Origin of the sequence: Gloeocapsa sp. PCC 7428, from assembly GCF_000317555.1 — a bacterium.
Lineage (GTDB): Bacteria > Cyanobacteriota > Cyanobacteriia > Cyanobacteriales > Chroococcidiopsidaceae > Chroogloeocystis.
Map to the genome: position 1 here is coordinate 1,151,788 of NC_019745.1, position 17,495 is coordinate 1,169,282.

Annotated in this window: 16 protein-coding genes, 1 other RNA gene and 1 pseudogene; 13 read left to right on the top strand and 5 right to left on the bottom strand. The window is 44.6% G+C overall.

The genetic code is table 11. The annotated features are described in order from the left end of the window. Positions 1-148: 148 nt before the first annotated feature. The 5 genes and pseudogenes from GLO7428_RS05160 to GLO7428_RS05175 all read right to left on the bottom strand — a co-directional run. Positions 149-352, bottom strand: a complete 204-nt coding sequence (locus GLO7428_RS05160) for a phycobilisome linker polypeptide (RefSeq protein WP_015187504.1) — start codon at positions 350-352, stop codon at positions 149-151. Between the two features lie 311 nt (positions 353-663). Continuing rightward, positions 664-1,149, bottom strand: a complete 486-nt coding sequence (gene apcB / locus GLO7428_RS05165; RefSeq protein ID WP_015187505.1) for an allophycocyanin subunit beta — start codon at positions 1,147-1,149, stop codon at positions 664-666. A gap of 62 nt (positions 1,150-1,211) precedes the next feature. Continuing rightward, entirely contained in the window at positions 1,212-1,697 is a 486-nt protein-coding gene (apcA, locus tag GLO7428_RS05170; protein ID WP_015187506.1) for an allophycocyanin subunit alpha, read from the bottom strand. Positions 1,698-2,205: 508 nt separating this feature from the next. Further along, positions 2,206-2,892, bottom strand: coding sequence for a phycobilisome rod-core linker polypeptide (locus tag GLO7428_RS28825; RefSeq protein ID WP_339366837.1), 687 nt, complete (start codon positions 2,890-2,892; stop codon positions 2,206-2,208). A 9-nt stretch (positions 2,893-2,901) separates the two neighbouring features. Then, positions 2,902-5,595: pseudogene (locus GLO7428_RS05175) on the bottom strand (phycobilisome rod-core linker polypeptide); the annotation flags it as partial. A 443-nt stretch (positions 5,596-6,038) separates the two neighbouring features. On the opposite strand from GLO7428_RS05175, the gene GLO7428_RS05180 reads away from it, so the two are divergent. The 13 genes from GLO7428_RS05180 to GLO7428_RS05235 all read left to right on the top strand — a co-directional run bounded on the left by GLO7428_RS05180 (position 6,039) and on the right by GLO7428_RS05235 (position 17,458). Then, positions 6,039-7,220, top strand: a complete 1,182-nt coding sequence (locus GLO7428_RS05180; protein WP_015187508.1) for a bifunctional 2-polyprenyl-6-hydroxyphenol methylase/3-demethylubiquinol 3-O-methyltransferase UbiG — start codon at positions 6,039-6,041, stop codon at positions 7,218-7,220. A gap of 96 nt (positions 7,221-7,316) precedes the next feature. Then, positions 7,317-7,766 carry an ATP synthase subunit I gene (locus tag GLO7428_RS05185; RefSeq protein WP_369792525.1) on the top strand — a complete coding sequence of 150 codons (450 nt, stop codon included), beginning with the start codon at positions 7,317-7,319 and terminating at the stop codon, positions 7,764-7,766. A gap of 44 nt (positions 7,767-7,810) precedes the next feature. Continuing rightward, complete coding sequence (atpB, locus tag GLO7428_RS05190) at positions 7,811-8,572, top strand: F0F1 ATP synthase subunit A (RefSeq protein ID WP_015187510.1); 762 nt, start codon at positions 7,811-7,813, stop codon at positions 8,570-8,572. Between the two features lie 112 nt (positions 8,573-8,684). Beyond that, complete coding sequence (gene atpE, locus GLO7428_RS05195) at positions 8,685-8,930, top strand: ATP synthase F0 subunit C (RefSeq protein ID WP_015187511.1); 246 nt, start codon at positions 8,685-8,687, stop codon at positions 8,928-8,930. Positions 8,931-9,055: 125 nt separating this feature from the next. Next, positions 9,056-9,547, top strand: coding sequence for a F0F1 ATP synthase subunit B' (locus GLO7428_RS05200; protein ID WP_015187512.1), 492 nt, complete (start codon positions 9,056-9,058; stop codon positions 9,545-9,547). Positions 9,548-9,649: 102 nt separating this feature from the next. Further along, positions 9,650-10,207: a F0F1 ATP synthase subunit B gene (locus GLO7428_RS05205; RefSeq protein WP_015187513.1), complete on the top strand. Its 558-nt coding sequence runs from the start codon at positions 9,650-9,652 to the stop codon at positions 10,205-10,207. Then, on the top strand, positions 10,204-10,758 hold the full coding sequence (gene atpH, locus GLO7428_RS05210) for an ATP synthase F1 subunit delta (RefSeq protein ID WP_015187514.1): 555 nt from the start codon (positions 10,204-10,206) through the stop codon (positions 10,756-10,758). The genes GLO7428_RS05205 and atpH overlap by 4 nt, the downstream gene beginning before the upstream one ends. A 105-nt stretch (positions 10,759-10,863) precedes the next feature. Further along, positions 10,864-12,381, top strand: coding sequence for a F0F1 ATP synthase subunit alpha (atpA, locus tag GLO7428_RS05215; RefSeq protein ID WP_015187515.1), 1,518 nt, complete (start codon positions 10,864-10,866; stop codon positions 12,379-12,381). A gap of 167 nt (positions 12,382-12,548) precedes the next feature. Continuing rightward, positions 12,549-13,496, top strand: a complete 948-nt coding sequence (locus GLO7428_RS05220; protein ID WP_015187516.1) for a F0F1 ATP synthase subunit gamma — start codon at positions 12,549-12,551, stop codon at positions 13,494-13,496. A 92-nt stretch (positions 13,497-13,588) separates the two neighbouring features. Further along, positions 13,589-13,978: a transfer-messenger RNA gene (gene ssrA, locus GLO7428_RS26475) on the top strand. Between the two features lie 616 nt (positions 13,979-14,594). Continuing rightward, positions 14,595-15,470, top strand: a complete 876-nt coding sequence (locus tag GLO7428_RS05225; RefSeq protein ID WP_015187517.1) for a sulfurtransferase — start codon at positions 14,595-14,597, stop codon at positions 15,468-15,470. Between the two features lie 154 nt (positions 15,471-15,624). Continuing rightward, positions 15,625-16,167, top strand: a complete 543-nt coding sequence (locus GLO7428_RS05230; RefSeq protein WP_015187518.1) for an OsmC family protein — start codon at positions 15,625-15,627, stop codon at positions 16,165-16,167. 112 nt (positions 16,168-16,279) lie between these two features. Continuing rightward, the gene (locus GLO7428_RS05235) at positions 16,280-17,458 is read left to right on the top strand and encodes an acyl-CoA dehydrogenase family protein (protein WP_015187519.1); all 1,179 of its coding nucleotides are present in this window, start codon (positions 16,280-16,282) and stop codon (positions 17,456-17,458) included. Positions 17,459-17,495: the final 37 nt, after the last annotated feature.

The window sequence follows — 17,495 nt, forward strand, 5'->3', positions numbered from 1 at the left end:
GCAGTTAATTTGAGATTATGACATTATGGAGTATAGCTGCTATTTCAATAATGCGATCGCCCTGGTTTTAAGAATTATTAATCGAACTCAAATCAAATAACGAGAGACCTTAAAGACCTCTCGCTTAAATCGAAAAATATCAGAACAATTACAGCAATCCTGTATTGACTCCTGGCTTTCCTGTTGCTAGTTCCACCTTCACAATCTTGCCACCCATTTTCATAATTCTTTGCTGTTCCCGAAACCAGTTGTCATAAGGAACGAGCTTGGTGAAATATGTATTTTGCAATTCCCGCTGTGTTCTAATTCGAGTTTGACTAGGAACACATGCAGTGACTTTAAACATCCGCATTAGCTGAGTTTCTCCTTGATTATTGAATTTGGAAAATTTTTGATTTCAAGTGGCTTAAGGGCAACAAACTACCACAGCTACCCTATTTTCCCATGTGTTTACGCAATTTTTTAATAATTGAACAATTTTGGTTAATTGCTCAAAGGCTGGAAGTCAAGCGTCAATACCAAACCTTTAACACTTATTGCCTCTCTCTGAAGCTTTGAATAAGCGATTAAAACGTCTTAGCACTCACGATCAACTTCCAGACCTCAATTTAAGGAGAGTTACCTTAAAGCTTTAGCTGCTACCTTGCTTGTGTAGACGAGGAATTAGCTTAAGCCAGAACAGATGTAGTCGAAATAAACACCCATTTCTTTACCAGCATCAGGACCAACTAAGCTAGCAGTGACTTCTTTCATTGCTTGAATAGCTTGTACTGTTGCTCCAATGGGAACACCCAACGAGTTGTAGGTTTCTTTGAGACCATTGAGTACGCGCTCATCTAGAATCGAAGGATCGCCAGCAAGCATTGCGTAGGTAGAGTAGCGCAGGTAATAGTCGAGGTCGCGGATGCAAGCAGCATAGCGACGAGTTGTATACATATTACCGCCTGGGCGAGTGATGTCAGAGTAAAGCAGCGATTTTGCTACTGCTTCTTTAACAATTGCTGCCGCATTAGCGCTAATAGTTGTCGCAGCACGTACGCGGAGTTCACCGGTTTGGAAGTAGCCTTTTAGCTTTTCCATTGCCGAATTATCGAGGTACTTACCTTGTACGTCTGAAGCATTAATTACTGCTGTAATTGCGTCTTGCATGGTTTTAATTCCTTATTTCCCACCGTGTTGCAATGATTAATTTAAAAGTAGGTTTTTCTACCCTACTGCATAGCGCCTACTAAGTAGTCAAAGTAAGAGCCAGCTTCAGAAGCATCTTCAGAAGACATCATAGAAGTAGCAACGTTCTTCATTGCGCGAACGCTTTCAGCAACAGCTTCGATCGGAGTACCGAGCGATTTGTACATTTCGCGGACTCCAACAACACCAATTTCTTCAATTGGGGTAACATCACCAGCAACAACACCGTAGGTGATCAAGCGCAGGTAATAATCCATATCGCGCAAGCAAGTTGCGGTCATTTCCTGACCATAAGCATTTCCACCAGGAGAAACGACATCAGGGCGCTTTTGGAATAACTGATCGCCGGCTTGCTTAACGATACGTTCGCGGTTGTCTGTTAGCGTTTGAGCAATGCGTAAACGACGCTCACCACTTGTAACAAAGCTCTTGATCCGATCTAGCTCACCAGGGCTAAGATAGCGAGCTTCGGCATCCGCATTCACGATCGACTTCGTGACGATACTCATTAACCGATTCCTCCAAAAACTAATGAAACCAGGTTTGTTTTGTTTCTCGTACTTACGTTGGCAGTAAGCCGAGGCTGCTAGCTGACATCTTAAGAGTAAGTGCGGGATATCACAACTTACCCACTGCTAGTAGCAATTTACTCAACTTTTTGGATGCTACTACACGGAATTCCGTTACGTTTGTGTTCCAATTGGGGAGAGTTCCCAGTTTTTTCAAGGTGTTTTTTATAACATCTGCTGCTTTATATGTTCTGACGTGCTAGTGAGTTCACTGCTTTCGTCTAGACATCTACCAGTTAGCTACGTAACTAGAAATACATCAGCTTGCAGACACAGTTACCTTCCGCAAATATTTTGCGGCATTTAGTTCATCTTCTGAGTCACCTGTTAACAGTTTTTAACATTACTTTTCAGTTTTCTTGTGGACAGAAACCTCTAACCCGTCATTTTTATTGACCGGTCAGAGGTTAAGTCTAGTTATTTACTCAGAATGAGCTTTGCTGAGACTTTAGAGGCGGTTTAAAACTGAAGGAGACAAATCCGACCACGATTGCTTAACAAGGTCTGCTGCTGCCTTCACGCTACCCAGGTAGTTACCTGCGGGTAAAGATGGATAGCGGCGATAGGGGACGACATCTTCGCCAAAGTATTGGGCATACTCAGCGCTGTCTACCATCGCGTCAACGGCTGCTTTCAACCCACCATCAGCTAACAGCTTGTTATATTGGCGAATTTCTTGCTGTGTCGCGGGTGCCCGACCCAAGATATGACGGAATAAGAATTCAATCACCTTGGTATTAGGGTAGGGCGTATAGAAGCGCCGTACGTAGATATCTGAACTTGCCAGCGCGCGGACAAATTCGCGTACTGAGATCTCACCGTTTTTGAGTTTGCTATCTAAATCAGAACGCCGTAAACTGGCAGGAACTTGACCGCTAAACAAATCCATGATTTGAGCATAAATCGCATCAACGACTAATGCCATTTCCGTAGCGCTTGTGCCTTTGGTAGCACGGTAAATGCGTGCTGGTTTGCGTCGAGTTGTGCCTACGCCGACTTCTACCGATTGTCCGCGACCGTCGTTAAACGAACGACCAAGCTCGATGAATAGCGGACGAGAGCGATCCATTTGTCGGGCTTTCGCTGCGGTATCGGCGATCGCCTTCGCTGTTAATGGCATCTTCGCCGCATCCATTCTTGGTTTGACTGGCTCAAAGCTGGGGACAACCAAGTCATCGTTTTGCTTCGTTAGCTGATTGTAAAGCTTCTCTGTATTCGGGAAGTTTGCTGCTGGTAAGGTTGGGAAGCGGCGGTATGGCACCGTGTCTTCCCCAAACACTTGGAGATACTCCATGCTATTGACCATCGCGCTCACAAAGCCCCGAATACCTTGCGAAGCTAGAATCTGATTATACTTGCGGATTTCTACCTGGTCTTTCGGCGCACGACCTAAGAAGTGTTTAGTTCCTAGCTCAATGACTTTTGTATTCGGGTATGGCGTATAAAACTCCTTAATGTAGAGCTTAGAACCACCTAGACCCTCAATAAACTCTTTAACCGTAATCTCACCGTTGCCGAGGCGACTTTCTAGTGACGTAAATTCGTTCTCAGCGATGTATGGTTCAATATCACGCTCAAAGATTTGACGGTAAGCAGCCCGAATAATGATTTGAACATCAGTTTTATCCGCATTGCTTCCCAGTTTGAAGATCTTGGTTTGCTCGCGTTGGCGCGAAACACCTTGATTAACTCGGAATTGAACATTGGGTTCCGAGCGAGTTTCAGTTACTGCACCCAACTCGACAAAGCGCGGAGTTTCTTCTGTTTCGACTTTGGCACTGACAATATCTTCGGCGATACTGCTCACGCGTAGCGATCGCAACGCGACACCCGCAGGCGTCAAATAACGCTCGTAAGGAACCGTATCTTCACCAAACGTCTCACTATACTCTGGACTATCCAGAATGGCGTCAATCAGCGCGTAGAAACCTTTCTTGGAACAAATATCAAAGTATTTATTTGTTTCTTGTCTACCGTAGGTAGGACGACCGAGTAAACGCCGATGAATATATTCAATCGCCTTGGTTACATACAAACGAGTCCAGTACAAACTCCGGAATAAATCCGACTTAGCTAGCTGGCGAATAAATTCGCGAACGCTAATTTCGCCGTTTTCCAGTTTAATTTCTGCGACCTTCAGCCGCTGTCCTTCATAGACATCGCGACCAAACACCTGAAGATACGCAGCACGAATGACTGCTTGTGTCGAACTTTCCGAGAATTTAACACTCGAAGTTGTGGGTGCTTTTCTGCTACCGACACCAGGTAACTGATCGAGACGGAAGACTTTTGGTCCAAGACTTCCAGGAAACTCACCGCGTGCTTTCGGATTGCTATTCTGGTTATTGATTGCGGGTCCTTGGTGAATCAAGATCCGCTTAGTATCCTTACCAAAAGGAGCCGGTCGCGTGCTAGGGTTGCGAGTTTCTTTCGGGAAAATTGCGCCGAACTGAATTTCCAACGGATCGTTGCCTGAGCCATAGGGATGTTGGTCGGGTAACGGTTGATTGTAATCAGCAAACAGCGTGATGAACTGCGGTACCTTGCGGAACGGCGCACTGTAGTTTAAGAGGTCTTGCTGTGCTCCCCAGTTGCGGCATTCTTGCGCTTCTTGACCGAGACCGCGAATATAGGGAACGGTTTCTTCACCGAAGTAGTCCGAATATTCTTTCGAGTCTACTAAGGCATCAACTAAAGCCGGTAAGCCGCCTTGCGAAATAATCGAGAAGTATTCTTGCAGTTCTTCGCGACTTGATGGACCGCGACCTAGGAAGTGACGAAAAGCTAATTCAACAACTCGGCTATTGATAAACGGCTCGTAGAACTGTTTGCGATAGAGTGGTGATTTACCCAAGCGGCGAATAAACTCTTTCATTGAGATATCGCCGTTTTTAACTTGAGACTCTAGATAAGAAATCGACTGGCTGTAAGCACGGGTAATATCGCGTTCAAAAACTTGCCTGTAAGCTGCTTTCACAACTTCTTGCTTCTCAGTTGCAGAAAGACCTGGCTTCATGACAAATTTTTGCCGTCTTTCTGCTGCATTGAAGTAAATTTGTGGTAGCTCTAAGCCTTGCTTATCTGGCGAATCAGTTTGACGTAGCTTATTTGATGGTGTTGGAGCTTTGAATTCTGTAATCAAGACATCCATGTACTGCGACACAATGTCTGTTGCTTCTTGGTCTCTACGGAAGTAAGAGACTGCGGCTTGCCGCATTTCTTGTAGAGCAACAATTGTCGCTTCCCCAGAACACGCATTTTCAATAATCTCGCGTAATCCGCGCGTGTTGACCGCGATAATATTTGGATCGCCAGCAACGATCGCATAAGTCACGTAGCGCAAAAACCACGATAAGTCGCGCAGTGATTTCTGCATATTGGTCGGACCGTACCGCGCCACGTTAATCGGGCGAAATCCTGGCGGAATTGCGCCACCGCCTCCAGGTGATGCACTAAAGAGCGATCGCAGTCCTTCTAAAAATCCACCACGACTTTCTACGTACGTGATATTTCCTAATCGAGAGGCATCTTGTACCGCTTCTTTTGCTCCTGCCATTGCCATTTCTGGCTCGCGTGGTTTTTCGAGATACGCCATTGGCGAACCTCCCACAAAGATGCGGTTAGCAGCACGAGACACGATTAATGCTGAATTTTGGGTCAGAGTCTCGGCAATTTGTAATCGTTTTGTACCAGATGCAAAATAACTTGCTAATTCATTTAGTTCGCCGCGTTCCAAAAAGCGGTCTTGTTGTTCCGCTTGGGAAATTGTGGCGACGGCTAGTGTTTGATATAGTTGCGGGCGTGCAACTGAGCTTCCACCACTTGCTTTAACACTCATTATTATTCCTAAAACTCCCTTGAGATCACAACAGCGATCAATCTGACCAGAGTACTAGTTTCTGTTGCTTACTATTTTCCCACTAGAATCTCCCGCCCAAAATATTTTTGGTAAAGAAAGTCAAGTGAGCGTGGTACTACTTTCCCACAAAACTTCATGATGTCCGTTTTTGATTGCCGCACCAAGAACGAAGCTGAAACTTGGACTACTTCTCCTCGCTTTACAACTTTCAACTAGAGTCAGTCGTAGAACGAGAGGAGGTTTTAACAGTCAACTATTTACTTAACAAACTTTGCTGTTTATCAGTCTCACATCTGTTTAGACAGTGCGAGAGTTGACTATGGCTTTTTCGTATACGTAACTTTATGGAGGTTACGTAGGAGATCATAGTGGATATAGGCAGAGCGCCTGAGAAAAAAGATAAGTTTTGTTACTTTTAAAATATGGATCGAGACATCAGTTCTGCCGTACAGCGGCTATATGACACGTACCCTTTTCCTCCAGAACCGCTTTTAGATAGTCCACCACCTGGGTATAACTGGCGCTGGAATTGGATTGCTGCTTACAACTTTTGTACGGGTCAAAAACCTAACAAGCAAGATATCCGTATTCTGGATGCAGGATGCGGCACAGGAGTAGGCACCGAGTATCTGGTACATCTCAACCCAAAAGCTTCAGTTGTTGGGATTGATTTAAGTGCAGGCGCATTAGCCGTAGCGCGCGATCGCTGCGCCCGTTCTGGTGCTGATCGCGTCGAATTTCATCACCTCAGTTTGTATGATGTCGCCCAGCTACCAGGGGAATTTGATTTAATCAACTGCGTAGGCGTATTACACCATCTAGAAGACCCGATTCGAGGCATTCAAGCTTTAGCCGCTAAACTTGCCCCTGGCGGTGTCATGCACATCTTTGTTTATGGAGAATTAGGGCGCTGGGAAATTCAATTGATGCAAAAAGCGATCGCACTTCTTCAACAACAAGGTGATTATCAAGATGGTGTCCAAATCGGACGGAAAATTTTTGCCTCCTTACCAGACAATAATCGCCTTGTCAAACGTGAAAAAGAACGCTGGTCCCTAGAAAATCAGCGCGATGCGAATTTTGCGGATATGTATGTTCATCCGCAAGAAATTGACTACAATATCGAAACACTTTTTGAACTCATCGACGCTTCTGGTTTGGAGTTTTTAGGTTTTTCCAATCCGAATTATTGGCAACTAGAGCGACTTTTAGGAAAAGAACCAACGCTGATGCAACGCGCCAAAGATTTGAGCGATCGCGCGGTGTATCGGTTGATTGAATTATTAGACCCCGAAGGCGCAACACATTACGAATTCTTCCTTGGGCGTCCTCCCCTACCCAAAGCCGACTGGTCAAGTGATGAAGCACTACTCGATGCAATTCCCGAACGTCATCCCTGTATCGAAGGCTGGGCAAGTCGTTGTTTATTTAACTACGACTACCAAATCGTCAACTTATCCGAGGCAGAATTTCAATTTCTCCAAGCTTGTGATGCGAACATCCAACAAAAAACCATAGGCGAGATTTTGTCTCAAGTAGAGTTAGAGTTAGCTAGAGTGCGATCGCTCCTCACATCTGGACTAATTATCCTAAATCCGATTTAATTGTTTTTTAAGTATTGTTACCGCAACGTGTTATGATTTCAACTGGCTCATTAGAGTCAAGTTAATCAACCGTAATGGTTTGCGTTTCCCGTGAACTTGGCAAACAACTCCTCAGAACCCGCACCTTCCCAGGGAGATAACCCTACTGGTTTTGCTTCGTCAAAACCTAGTGACTCGATGCAAGAGTTCTATCAACTCTCTCAAGAGTTGCTGTTTTGGACCATGGCATTGACAGCGATTATCTTTGTCTTTGTCTGGATATTTTATTCCCTCAATATTGCCTTAAACTATCTCATCGGGGCATGTACAGGTGTGGTTTACTTGAGGATGTTAGCAAGAGATGTAGAGCGACTAGGGGGAGAAAAGAAGCAGCTGAGTAAAACTCGGTTAGCTTTACTAATTGGGTTAATTCTACTAGCAAGCCGGTGGAATCAACTGCAAATTTTGCCTATATTTCTAGGTTTTCTCACCTATAAAGCTTCGCTGATCATCTACGTACTACGGACGACATTTGTCTCTGGCTCTCACAAAGTCGGGCAATCCTAGAAGAGTCTTATTCTCAAAGCTTGGGGAATCCAGTTGAAGGGAAAATGCTGAATATTTTGCACGTCGTCAACTTCGCTCACCTCGCCGAATTAGAAGTAGGTAAACACCTCTACTGGCAAATTGGCAATCTCAAAGTTCATGGTCAGGTCTTTTTGACCTCATGGTTTGTGATTGCTTTGTTAGTAATTGTGTCATTTGCCGCTACAAGAAATATCAACCGAATCCCCCGTGGGCTACAGAACTTCATGGAGTATGCCCTAGAATTTATTCGGGATTTGGCAAAAAATCAAATCGGGGAAAAAGAGTATCGCCCGTGGGTGCCTTTTGTGGGCACTTTATTCTTGTTCATATTTGTGTCAAATTGGTCAGGTGCGCTTGTTCCTTTCCGGCTTATTCACTTACCCGAAGGCGAACTTGCAGCCCCCACCAGTGACATCAATACCACGGTGGCACTAGCTTTGCTGACATCCTTAGCATATTTTTATGCGGGCTTCAGTAAAAAAGGCTTAGGATACTTTGGTAACTACGTGCAGCCTGTACCTTTTATGCTGCCGTTTAAAATTATCGAAGATTTTACTAAGCCCCTCTCCCTGAGCTTCCGATTATTTGGTAACATCCTCGCGGATGAATTAGTTGTGGGAGTGCTGGTGTTACTTGTACCCTTGTTTGTTCCTCTACCAGTAATGGCATTAGGTTTATTTACTAGTGCAATTCAGGCGCTGATCTTTGCTACGCTTGCCGCAGCTTACATCGGAGAAGCGATGGAAGACCACGGTCATGGTGAAGAACACGGGGAACACGCGTAAATGCAAGGACTAAGGAATGGAAATTAGGAACACCTAATACCCAAACTCAGCAATTGAGAACAAGTCCAAACAATTTTGTAAATTCAGTTTTGTCAAGGTAAGGAAAAATATCATGGATCCATTGATTTCTGCTGCTTCAGTTCTAGCTGCTGCTCTTGCTGTAGGGTTGGCTGCTATCGGTCCTGGAATTGGTCAAGGAAATGCAGCAGGTCAGGCTGTGGAAGGAATTGCCCGTCAGCCAGAAGCAGAAGGTAAAATTCGCGGTACGCTGCTGTTGAGCTTGGCCTTCATGGAAGCGCTGACAATTTACGGTCTGGTTGTTGCCCTCGTATTATTATTCGCCAACCCATTCTCGTAATTGATCGTTTATTCAACGTGTAGAGGCGTTTGTGATGAGCGTCTCTACATTATTTCGATCGTTAAAAATAACTCCTGCTCAACGAACTATAGCCCCTTAGAATAACATCAAAGGGGTATGAGACTATGACACATTCAATAATCTTACTCGCAGCAGAAACAGCAGGTAAAGAAGGCGGGCTATTTGATCTTGACGCAACCCTGCCTTTGATGGCTATACAGTTTCTATTTTTGGTTTTGATTCTGAACGCGACTTTTTACAAGCCACTGAGCAGAGCAATTGATGAGCGGGATGAGTATATCCGTAAAAATCAATTGGACGCGCGAGAGCGCTTGTCAAAAGCTGAGCAATTAGCTGCGCAGTACGAGCAAGAACTCGCAACAGCACGCCGACAGTCGCAACAAATTATCGCCGATGCTCAAGCAGAAGCCGAGAAAGTTGCCGCCGAAAAAATAGCAGCAGCACAACGAGAAGCACAAGCGCAGCGAGAACAAGCGGCTCAAGAGATCGAACAGCAAAAACAAGAAGCCCTAGCATCGCTAGAGCAACAAGTTGATTCTCTCAGTCAGCAAATCATGGAAAAACTGCTAGGAACGCAGCTTGTAGGTCAGCGCTAATTGTAGCTCAGATAAAAATTTAGAGTAGAAGCTTGATGCCACGATTGGGATAGGCAATTATTCACAAGACGAACTCAAGCAGCGCAGATGTGGACGGGTACAATGGAAACTTTTTTATTGTTGATGGCAGAAGCCAGCGCTGTGAATGCTGAATTGGCAGAAGGGAATCACGGTTTTGGGTTGAATTTCGACATTTTAGAAACAAACCTGATTAACCTTGCGATTATTATTGGTGTGCTGTTTTTCTTCGGGCGAAAAGTCGTCGGGAAAACACTAAGCGATCGCCGCGAACGCATCGAAACCGCAATTGTCAGCGCGCAAAAGCGTGCAAATGATGCCAAAGTAGCACTAGAAGAACAACAACAGAAGCTGGCTCAGGCGCAAGCGGAAGCTGAAAAAATCCGCAATAATGCCCAAGAAAACGCCAAAGTTGCTAGGGAAAAAATCTTGGCAACCGCAGTAACTGACATTGAACGCATGAAGGAAACCGCAAGTCAAGACTTGAATGCGGAACGCGATCGCGCGATCGCGCAACTGCGTCAACGAGTAGTCTCAATGGCATTGGAAAAGGTCGAATCCCAGCTACAAACTGGTGTAGACAACGAAACGCAGCAAAAATTAATTGACCGCAGTATCGCGCTGTTGGGAGGTCGTTCATGAAAGGCGGTGCCGCAACCCAAATTGTCGAGCCATACGCTCAGGCTTTAATGTCCGTTGCCCGTAATAATAATCTTACTGAGCAATTTGGCGAGGATATACGCGCTTTACTCAACATTTTAGAAAATTCTGAGCAGCTGCGTGATTTCTTGGCAAATCCATTTGTTAGCGTTGAGGACAAAAAAGCCGTATTACAGCGCGTAGTTGGTGAAGGGATCAACCCGTATCTACGGAATTTCCTCATGCTACTGGTAGACCGCAGAAGAATTCTTTTGCTAGAAGACATTTGCAAGCAGTTTCTCGCGATTCTCCGTCAGTTAAATCAAACAGTTCTAGCCGAAGTTATTTCCGCAGTAGATCTGACAGAGGAACAGCAACAAGCTGTCCGCGAGAAAGTCATCGCTATGACAAATGCGCGAGAAGTCGAACTAGACACTAAAATCGACCCTGATTTAATTGGTGGTGTCATCATTAGAGTAGGCTCTCAAGTCTTTGATGCGAGTATCCGTGGTCAACTACGCCGCCTTTCCCTACGTCTTAGCGGTAGTGCCTAAGGAATTAGTGTGTGAGTAGCTTGAAAATCGTAATGACAGCGTGCTAAATCCTAACTCTGAACTGACAACTCAAAACTTCTCATTCCTCAACACCTAACACCTAAAATGATCAGCATTAGACCTGACGAAATTAGCAGCATTATTCAACAGCAAATTGAGCAATACGACCAAGAAGTCAAAGTTGCTAACGTTGGTACCGTACTGCAAGTAGGAGACGGTATTGCCCGAATCTATGGCTTGGAAAAAGCTATGGCGGGAGAACTTTTAGAATTTGAAGACGGTACCGTTGGCGTAGCGCTGAACCTAGAAGAAGATAATGTAGGTGCAGTGCTGATTGGCGAAGGTCGCGAAATCCAAGAAGGTAGTTCCGTAACCGCAACCGGAAAAATCGCTCAAGTACCAGTAGGCGAAGCGATGATCGGGCGCGTCATCGATGCATTAGGTCGCCCGATCGATGGTAAGGGAGATGTTCAAACCTCTGAAAGCCGCTTGATTGAATCTCCCGCACCTGGAATTGTCGATCGCCGGTCGGTTTATGAACCAATGCAAACAGGAATTACCGCGATTGATGCGATGATTCCAATTGGTCGAGGACAGCGCGAACTAATCATCGGCGATCGCCAAACCGGAAAAACCGCGATCGCTATAGACACAATTCTTAACCAAAAAGGCGGCGACGTTATCTGTGTCTATGTTGCGATCGGTCAAAAAGCCTCGACAGTAGCAAACGTGGTTAACGTGCTACAAGAAAGAGGTGCGCTCGATTACACCATCGTTGTTGCGGCGAATGCTAATGACCCCGCACCATTACAGTGGTTAGCGCCGTACGTCGGTGCCAGCATGGCAGAGTACTTTATGTACAAAGGCAGAGCAACACTAGTCATCTACGACGACCTTTCCAAGCAAGCTCAAGCTTATCGTCAAATGTCCTTGCTACTGCGCCGCCCACCAGGTCGGGAAGCTTATCCAGGTGATGTATTCTACCTCCACTCGCGCTTACTTGAAAGAGCCGCGAAACTCAGTGACGAACTTGGTGGCGGTAGTATGACTGCACTACCAATTATTGAAACGCAAGCTGGCGACGTATCCGCATACATTCCAACAAACGTTATTTCGATCACAGACGGACAAATCTTCCTATCTGCTGACTTGTTTAACTCTGGTATTCGTCCAGCGATTAACCCTGGAATCTCAGTATCGCGCGTAGGTTCTGCTGCTCAAACTAAAGCAATGAAGAAAGTTGCGGGTAAGCTGAAGCTTGAACTTGCGCAGTTTGACGACCTGCAAGCTTTTGCCCAATTTGCCTCTGACTTAGACAAGGCAACACAAGACCAACTAGCTCGTGGTGAACGCTTGCGCGAACTGTTGAAACAGCCGCAATACTCGCCACTCGCAGTGTACGAGCAAGTTGCCCTACTGTATGCCGGAATCAACGGCTATCTCGATGATATTGCAGCAGACAAGGTTACTAGCTTTACCAAAGGTCTACGCGAATACATAAAAACAAGTAAACCGCAGTTTGGCGATATCGTCCAGAAAGAGAAGCAGTTGACCGATGATGCCGAAAAACTGCTTAAAGAAGCACTAACAGAGTATAAACAAACATTCTTGGCAGCTGCCTAATTTGTAGGGGTCAGGGATCAGAGGTCAGACGTCAGTTCCTAATCTGTTCTTGAATGTAAGGAAACAATTGAAGCCCAAAGCGCGATCGCGTGTGTTTTCGCTAAACTCTTATACTTGACACCTGAATCCCTAGCCCCTACCACCGACAACTGAGAATTGAAAAAACTATGGCTAACTTAAAAGCAATTCGCGATCGCATCCAGTCGGTCAAGAATACTCAAAAAATTACAGAAGCTATGCGTCTCGTGGCGGCGGCGCGGGTACGTCGCGCTCAAGAACAAGTAACGGCAACTCGTCCGTTCGCAGACCGCTTAGCGCAAGTCCTTTATAACCTACAAGGTCGATTGCGCTTTGAAGACGTCGATTTGCCACTATTAAAAAAACGCGAAGTTCAATCGGTAGGACTATTAGTGATCTCAGGCGATCGCGGCTTGTGTGGTTCTTACAATACAAACGTCATTCGCCGTGCAGAAAATCGCGCCAAAGAGCTTAAAGCCGAAGGTTTGGACTATAAATACGTTTTAGTAGGACGCAAAGCGATTCAATATTTCCAACGCCGCGACCAACCAATCGACGCAACCTACACAGGCTTAGAACAAATTCCCACCGCAGCAGAGGCTTCGAGCATTGCTGACGAACTCCTTTCCCTTTTCTTATCGGAAAGCGTAGACCGTATCGAGTTAGTTTATACTAAATTTGTTTCCTTAGTAAGTTCGAGACCAGTCGTACAAACATTACTACCGCTCGATGCTCAAGGCTTGGAAACCGCAGATGACGAAATTTTCCGTTTAACGACGCGTGGTGGCGAATTTGAGGTAGAACGCCAAAAAGTCAGCACCACAGTCCGTAGCTTTCCGCGCGATATGCTCTTTGAGCAAGATCCCGTCCAAATTCTAGATGCTCTTTTGCCTTTATATCTCAACAACCAACTGTTACGTGCGCTGCAAGAATCAGCAGCTAGTGAACTCGCAGCAAGAATGACTGCAATGAACAACGCCAGCGACAACGCTAGCGAATTAATTGATAATCTCACACTGTCATACAACAAAGCACGGCAAGCTGCGATTACTCAAGAAATTCTTGAAGTTGTCGGCGGTGCACAAGCACTTGGTTAGAAAAGAACTCTTTAGACTGCTTCTTTGACCCCGACATCTTCTATCACTTGTCAATTCCCATTTAGCTGATTATAATGGGAATATAAATGCACGGGGCTGTAATGGTTTCGACGTGGTGGCGAACGCTGCTCTGTGATACAGGTCGAGAGCGAGTCTTCTCTCGTTAATACCGGACTCAAAAGAAAAGTAACTGCGAACAACATCGTTCCTTTTGCTCGTAAGCAAGCTCTAGTAGCTGCCTAACAATCTCTCAAAGATTCGAGCGTCTGTAGTCTGACTCCGTTAAGGGCTACAGACCAACCCCCAACGGATGCCCTAGCGAAGTTTCTCTGGTTATTCGCTAGCTAAGACCTAACCAGTGCATCCTACCACTCGGGATAATGGGTGGTTCCCGCCTTGAGGATCAGAAAGGCTAAACCTGTGAATGATCGGAGGGTTAATACCCATTACGGACGGCAGTTCGATCCTGCCCAGCTCCATTAATAAAATTCTAAAAGTCTGCCTTAGATATGCAAGGTAGCTTTTTTTATGAGTTTAAATACTTTAAATACAAAATCTCGGTGGGAATTAGTAGTAAAAGACACTGTATCTAACGACTAATTGTCTTAATAATTGTATAGAACGTTTTACTTAAGATTTGGATAAAAATTACTAAGTCTGAAGAACACGCTGAAACGTAAACCCAAAGCTGTGAACTCCAGTCATGTCTTTTTATCGTGTATGCACAAGTCCTTTGGCTCAAGTTTGAGGTTCATTGTTCTCTAAACCCACGCCACTTGCAGACAAACCTAAAGGTGCAGTGGTTCTCGCGGGGTTCTACAACGTAGTTTACCTCCGCAATGAGCCTGCACCTCCTCTCACTTTCTCCCCACTGCTGAAGGAGAAGACAAGGAAGAATTCTTGTTCGCGAGGTTGGGGGGCGAATTCAAGCAAGAGCTTGACATTGATACAACAGAGGTGCGATCGCAGTTGTTTATATATTTAGAGGTAGCGAGCATTTTTTTTAAGACATAGCTGGAACATGAGTTTACTAGTTTAGTAAAGCCATTCTGACAAAGTAATTTAGCCAAAGCTGATCGCATAAGCTAGGTGAATTTAATGGAAGTCAAACCTCTAATCTCGCCGCAAGAACTAGCAAATCTTTTAGATCAAAAGTCTGTTGTTGTTATAGATACTCGCGCACCTGAAGAGTATGATATTTCGCACATTCCGCAAGCAGTCAATCTACGGGAAATATTTACTTATTTAGCAACTTCTACTCCAGAAGGATTAACAAGTTTGCGATCGCAATTTGCCGAACTTTTAGGCGCAGTGGGAATCTCTGGCACAGAACATATCATTATCTACGAAGATGCGCTCAACACTGGCTACGGACAATCGTGTCGAGGATACTTTTTATTAAAATACTTCGGCTGCCCTCAAGTCTCCGTATTACACGGTGGCTATCAAGCATGGCTAGCAGCAGGCTTACCAACTACGACAGAAATACCCACAACTGAAAACAAAGCTTTTGCATCCAACATTGATTCTTCAATCATGGTCACGACAGCAGAAATGCTGCAAGCATTAGATAATCCAGCAATTATCAAGCTTGATGTTAGAGATGCAGATGAATGGAGAGGAGAAAGTTCTTCACCTTATGGTGTAGACTTTTGTCCGCGTAAAGGTAGAATTCCTGGTGCAGTGTGGATTGAATGGTATCGGATGATGGAACCTGATTCAAAAACTCCGATGTTCCGTCCTACCAATGAGATTATGGAAATTTGTCAAGAAGTTGGTATTACTCCAGACTCAACAGTATACGTATACTGCTTTAAAGGATCGCGAGCATCAAACACACTGATCGCATTGAAAGAAGCCGGAATCAAAGACGTACGCAACTACTTTGCTTCTTGGAATGAGTGGTCGCGCGATCCATCATTACCTATTGAAACAGGCGAACCAAGCCAGAGCAAGATGCCTGCACAAGTTTAATCTTGATATAGGAAACAGTAATGCTGTAATTCACTTGGCTACTCTACTCTAGTTTTCTACCGCAGTTTCTGAAGACTTGTATTACGTAGCACAATTTACTGTTTTCTATAGTTTCTTCTGATTGAATTAGATAGAATGTTCTATTTGAATAGCAATGGCTGAAACGACGGTGACAACACAAGTAAAATCTCCACTGCGCCCAGTTAGCAAGGAGGGTTTGGAAAAGCTAGCAACTCATGCTAAAGCCAATCCAGATGTAGTTAAGTCGCTAAAAGTTAAGACAGTTTGTGAAGGACAGTTTCGTAACCTAACTTATGTACGCGATTTACCTGCTCATGTTATCGATGAACCACCAAGTCTCTTAGGACAAGACACAGCGCCAAATCCCTCTGAAGCCGTATTAGCCTGCTTGGGTTCGTGTCTCTCGGTTGGTATCCACGCGAATGCTGTGATGCGTGGTATTACCCTCTCCAAACTCGAATTGGAACTCGAAGGCGATATCAATATTACAGGTGTATGGGGAATTGGTGATTTGTCTGAAAAGCGGTTGGGATTTACAGACGTTCGCGTCAAAGTTGATTTAGAAGGCGATGCAACGCGTGAAGAACTAGAGGAACTCGTTGCGCACTCTAACTATTGGTCGCCTGTTGCTAATACACTACGGCTACCTGTAAACATGGAAGTTTCTCTCGTTTAGACTTTCGGTTCGCTCATCTCAGTGATTCGGCTCAATCTTCAAGAGCAATCTAGCAATAGCAGTGCATAGATTGAGCCTGTGTTTTTGTAGTTACTACGAAAGAGAACTCGCGATGCATTCTGATAGTTATATCGTTGAAGATGTTTCCATTGAGCAGACGCTATTACGCGATCGCACAAATACGGAAGCGATCGTGCAGGAACTACAAAAGCTAATTAGTTTAGAATTGCAGCCTAAAGTAAAAGACATCGATGAAAAAGGCGAATACCCTCGAACCTTTCTCCAAAAACTAGGTGAAATTGGTGGATTTAAGCAAACTGTTCCTATGCAGTTTGGCGGTACTGGATATCAAGGGCTAAAGTTTCCAGTACAGATGATTGAGGCAATTTCTCAAGAATGCTTAAATACAGGATTTATTACATGGTGTCAATTTGCTTGTACTTGGTACTTACAAAATAGCGAGAATGAATACTTACTAAATAACGTTTTACCTAAAGTTGCCAATGCACAGATTTTAGCAGGTACAGGCTTATCGAATCCCATGAAGCATTTTGCTGGAATTGAGAAAATTGCCCTAGTAGCACAACGACAAGCAGGCGGGTATTTACTCAATGGTACTTTGCCATGGGTGTCAAATATTGGCTCAGGACATTACTTTGCGATCGCGGCTCAACTAGCTGATTCAGACGACTACTTAATGGCGATCGTCAATGATGGTTTACTTGGGTTAACTTTACGCTGCAATACTCATTTTATTGCCCTCGAAGGCAGCAATACTTACTCTTGTATTTTCAAAGATGTTTTCATACCTGACGAACTTATATTAGCAGCACCTTGTAGCGAATATGTAGAGCGAATTAAAGCAGGTTTTGTTCTGACTCAAGTGGGCATGGGTTTAGGATTAGTCGCAAGTTGTATCGAGTTGATGAAAGAAGCCAACAAACGTCTAGAACATGTCAATTGCTTTCTCGACGACTGTGTTGAAGCTCTAGAGAATGAACTAGAAACTTTGCGTTTACACACTTACATATTGGCAACAGAAATATCCAACCATCAACGTATTCGAGACAATAAGTTCTTCAAAGAAGTTGTTCAAGCGCGCGCTACAGCTTCAGAACTTGCCCTACGTGCTGCACAATCTGCAATGTTACATCTAGGAGCCAAAGCATATTTGGAAGGTAGTACTGTTTCTCGAAAGCTGCGTGAAGCCTACTTTGTAGCAATTGTAACTCCAGCACTCAAGCATTTAAGAAAACTACTATCTCATATGAAGGATATTTCTATTGATTGAACACTCATGACTAGAATCATCACCTTTAAAGAGAAAA

Bases quoted from the DNA above. Each gene is read 5' to 3' on its own strand.
- GLO7428_RS28825 (WP_339366837.1), bottom strand. From the start codon at position 2,892: ATGGATGCGGCGAAGATGCCATTAACAGCGAAGGCGATCGCCGATACC.
- atpE (WP_015187511.1), top strand. From the start codon at position 8,685: ATGGATCCATTGATTTCTGCTGCTTCAGTTCTAGCTGCTGCTCTTGCT.
- GLO7428_RS05235 (WP_015187519.1), top strand. From the start codon at position 16,280: ATGCATTCTGATAGTTATATCGTTGAAGATGTTTCCATTGAGCAGACG.
- GLO7428_RS05220 (WP_015187516.1), top strand. From the start codon at position 12,549: ATGGCTAACTTAAAAGCAATTCGCGATCGCATCCAGTCGGTCAAGAAT.
- atpH (WP_015187514.1), top strand. From the start codon at position 10,204: ATGAAAGGCGGTGCCGCAACCCAAATTGTCGAGCCATACGCTCAGGCT.
- apcB (WP_015187505.1), bottom strand. From the start codon at position 1,149: ATGCAAGACGCAATTACAGCAGTAATTAATGCTTCAGACGTACAAGGT.
- GLO7428_RS05180 (WP_015187508.1), top strand. From the start codon at position 6,039: ATGGATCGAGACATCAGTTCTGCCGTACAGCGGCTATATGACACGTAC.
- GLO7428_RS05205 (WP_015187513.1), top strand. From the start codon at position 9,650: ATGGAAACTTTTTTATTGTTGATGGCAGAAGCCAGCGCTGTGAATGCT.
- GLO7428_RS05230 (WP_015187518.1), top strand. From the start codon at position 15,625: ATGGCTGAAACGACGGTGACAACACAAGTAAAATCTCCACTGCGCCCA.
- atpB (WP_015187510.1), top strand. From the start codon at position 7,811: ATGCTGAATATTTTGCACGTCGTCAACTTCGCTCACCTCGCCGAATTA.
- atpA (WP_015187515.1), top strand. From the start codon at position 10,864: ATGATCAGCATTAGACCTGACGAAATTAGCAGCATTATTCAACAGCAA.
- GLO7428_RS05160 (WP_015187504.1), bottom strand. From the start codon at position 352: ATGCGGATGTTTAAAGTCACTGCATGTGTTCCTAGTCAAACTCGAATT.
- GLO7428_RS05200 (WP_015187512.1), top strand. From the start codon at position 9,056: ATGACACATTCAATAATCTTACTCGCAGCAGAAACAGCAGGTAAAGAA.
- apcA (WP_015187506.1), bottom strand. From the start codon at position 1,697: ATGAGTATCGTCACGAAGTCGATCGTGAATGCGGATGCCGAAGCTCGC.
- GLO7428_RS05225 (WP_015187517.1), top strand. From the start codon at position 14,595: ATGGAAGTCAAACCTCTAATCTCGCCGCAAGAACTAGCAAATCTTTTA.